Raw genomic sequence first — 2,937 nt, 5'->3', positions numbered from 1 at the left:
CGCCACCAAAACCCGGACTTTCGATATTGGAATATCCATGGAAGGCTCGGGCAAGCACAAGATGGGCAAAATGAAAAGCATGGCGGGGATGCACACGATCAACGGCAAGACCTTTTCGATGGACCGGATCGACGAGTCGGTCCCGCTGAACAACGTCGAAATCTGGGAGTTCAACAACACCAACGGCGACGAGCCGCACCCGATGCACATGCACGGCACTTTTTTCCAGGTACTCAGCCGCGCTGGCGGACGGAACAAAATTATGGCCCACGAGAAGGGTTGGAAAGACACCGTGCTGGTTATGCCGGGCGAGAGCGTGCGCGTCATCACCAAGTTCGAGCGGGCTGGCAAATTCGTTTTCCACTGCCACAACCTCGAACATGAGGACGACGGCATGATGCTCAATTTCCGAGTAAGCTGACACTGGGTTGAGCCTTTGGACCTGGTATCACTTTAAACCATTATTGTTTTTATGAACACTTCGAAGAGATTCACCTGCCTGGCCTTGATGCTGGCCATCGGTATTTCGGCTTCCCAAGCCCAGCAGCCACTTTTTTCCCAACCCGGTATCCAGCCAAATATCTTTGCGGGAGCGGACGCGAACATCGAAATGGTGTTCGGCCGAGAAAATGCGATTTACTATTCTTTTTCCAAAGACCGGGGCAAAACCTTTGCCTCACCCGTCTTGGTGGACAGCCTTAAAGGTTTGCATCTGGGTGCCTCGCGGGGGCCGCAGATTGCCTCCTCTGGACTTGCAACGGTCATCACAGCCATCGATAAGGCTGGCAACCTGTATGCCTACACGCTCGATCGAAAAACGGGTAAGTGGCGAAGGCGGCGTCCGGTCAATGACACGCCCGAGATAGCCAAAGAAGGCTTCAACGCCCTTGCCAGCGACGGAAAGGGCAAATTCTTCGTTACCTGGCTCGACTTGCGCGGCGATCGAAAGAACAAAATATTCGGCTCCATTTCCACCGACGGTGGGCAGACGTGGAGTAAGAACCAACTGGTGTACCGCTCGCCTGACTCGACGGTATGTGAGTGTTGCCAGCCCTCCGCCACGATGCAGGGTGAAAAAGTATACGTGATGTTCAGGAACTGGCTCGACGGGGCGCGCAACATGTACGTCGCCACTTCGCTCGACGGCGGGAAAACCTTTCAACCACCCGTGAAAATGGGCAACGGCAGTTGGAAACTCAATGCCTGCCCCATGGATGGTGGCGGCATCAGCGCTGGCAGCGACGGGCTGACCACGGTGTGGCGGCGGGAAAAGGAGCTGTACCTGTCGAAACCGGGCGAAGCAGAACGGCCCATCGCGTCGGGCCGAAATGCATCGGTGGCCACCAGCGGCGGTAGCACGTTCGTCGTCTGGCAGGATCAGGGTGAGGTGTGGTTTCGTCCACCGGGCAGCCAGGAGCCGAAAAATCTTGGAACGGGCCGCTTCCCCAGGGTGGCCGCGCTGACCGACGGCCAGGCATTCTGTGTCTGGGAGGACGGTGAGTCGATCAAGGGGATGGTGCTGGGTGGGACGAAAAAGTAATTTTCTACTGTAATGAGCCGCTTTGGTGTGTTTTTAAGCATAAAAACAAATGGCCGTAGTGCATAGAAAACGAGTTGCCCCGTAACAAACTCGAAAACAAAATCTTGCAGTACTCGATTGGTATTGTGTAGTTCATCCTTAAGTACGAAAAGGTACTTTTGCCAAGAGTGAAAAAAATCCTGACCATAGCGCTGGCCTTCCTGCTCATGATGAGTAATATGGGCTTTACCGTCGCCACCCACTTTTGCGGGGGCCACGCGGTGAAGAGCGGGCTGCGCCTGGGCGGCGGGGATTGGGATTGCGGTATGAATACTAAATCTGCTGAATACCAAGTTTCTCAGACCAATTGCACCAGTATTACGGCGGAACCCTGCTGCGAGAATATGCACCAGCACATCCAAACGGACGACAACCAGCCGACCGACCTGCCAGCCCCGCAATTTCATGCGCCGATTGGTGAGCCTGTCGTCTTTTCCTTTCTTTACCTTGAATCATCCACGGCGCAGGAAATCGCGCCGCGCCGCATTGACCCGCCACCGCTTCTCAAACGGGATGTGCAGGTACTCTTTCAGACTTTCCTAATTTGATTTTCGTGCTATGATGTAAGGCCGGGCTTTGGAGAAAGCCCGGCTATCGGACGTTTTTCGCGTCCGAGAAAAACAGATTTATTTTCTGTAATCCATAGTATGCTGAAGCCCATTATTAAGTATTTCCTGGAAAATAAGCTAGTCACGGTGCTGCTGCTGATTGCCCTGGTCGCCTGGGGCGTGGTGACGTCGCCCTTTGACTGGAACACGGGTTTCCTGCCCAAAGATCCGGTTCCGGTGGATGCTATTCCCGACATTGGCGAGAACCAGCAGATTGTGTTCACGCAGTGGCCGGGTCGCTCGCCTCAGGACATCGAAGACCAAATTTCTTACCCGCTCACGACCTACCTGTTGGGCATTCCGGGCGTCAAGACGATCCGCAGTTCGTCCATTTTTGGGTTTTCCAGCATCTATATCATCTTTTCGGAAGATGCAGAGTTCTATTGGTCACGGTCCCGGATTCTTGAAAAACTAAACTCCCTGCCCGCCGGACTGATGCCCGAGGGCGTCACGCCTACCCTCGGACCGGACGCTACCGCCCTGGGGCAGGTGTACTGGTACACGCTGGAAGGCCGCGACAAAGACGGCAACCCGACGGGCGGCTGGGATCTGCGCGAAATCCGCACCGCCCAGGATTTTTACGTCAAGAACGGCCTCAACGCCGTCGAGGGCGTTTCGGAAGTGGCCTCCATCGGCGGTTTTGTGCAGGAATACCAAATCGACGTCGATCCCGATGCGCTGAAAGCCTACGGCATCCCGCTCAACATGGTGATGATGGCCGTGCAGAAATCGAACCGCGACGTGGGAGCC

4 protein-coding genes are annotated in these 2,937 nt (G+C 55.2%); all 4 read left to right on the top strand.

The window, feature by feature from the left end:
* Positions 1 to 421, top strand: a 421-nt coding sequence (locus ACEW8P_RS00790) for a multicopper oxidase family protein (RefSeq protein WP_373511207.1), incomplete at its 5' end; no start/stop codon positions are given.
* 51 nt (positions 422 to 472) lie between these two features.
* On the top strand, positions 473 to 1,540 hold the full coding sequence (locus ACEW8P_RS00785; protein ID WP_373511206.1) for a sialidase family protein: 1,068 nt from the start codon (positions 473 to 475) through the stop codon (positions 1,538 to 1,540).
* 167 nt (positions 1,541 to 1,707) lie between these two features.
* The gene (locus tag ACEW8P_RS00780; protein WP_373511205.1) at positions 1,708 to 2,127 is read left to right on the top strand and encodes a hypothetical protein; all 420 of its coding nucleotides are present in this window, start codon (positions 1,708 to 1,710) and stop codon (positions 2,125 to 2,127) included.
* A 99-nt stretch (positions 2,128 to 2,226) separates the two neighbouring features.
* The coding region (locus tag ACEW8P_RS00775) for an efflux RND transporter permease subunit (protein WP_373511204.1) at positions 2,227 to 2,937 on the top strand (711 nt) is incomplete at its 3' end.

Origin of the sequence: Persicitalea sp. (assembly GCF_041751555.1) — a bacterium.
Taxonomy (GTDB): Bacteria; Bacteroidota; Bacteroidia; order Cytophagales; family Spirosomataceae; genus Persicitalea.
This window is presented reverse-complemented; position numbering and strand designations above follow the sequence as displayed.

Excerpts from the sequence above, each read along its gene's own strand:
- ACEW8P_RS00785 (WP_373511206.1), top strand. The coding sequence starts at position 473 with ATGAACACTTCGAAGAGATTCACCTGCCTGGCCTTGATGCTGGCCATC.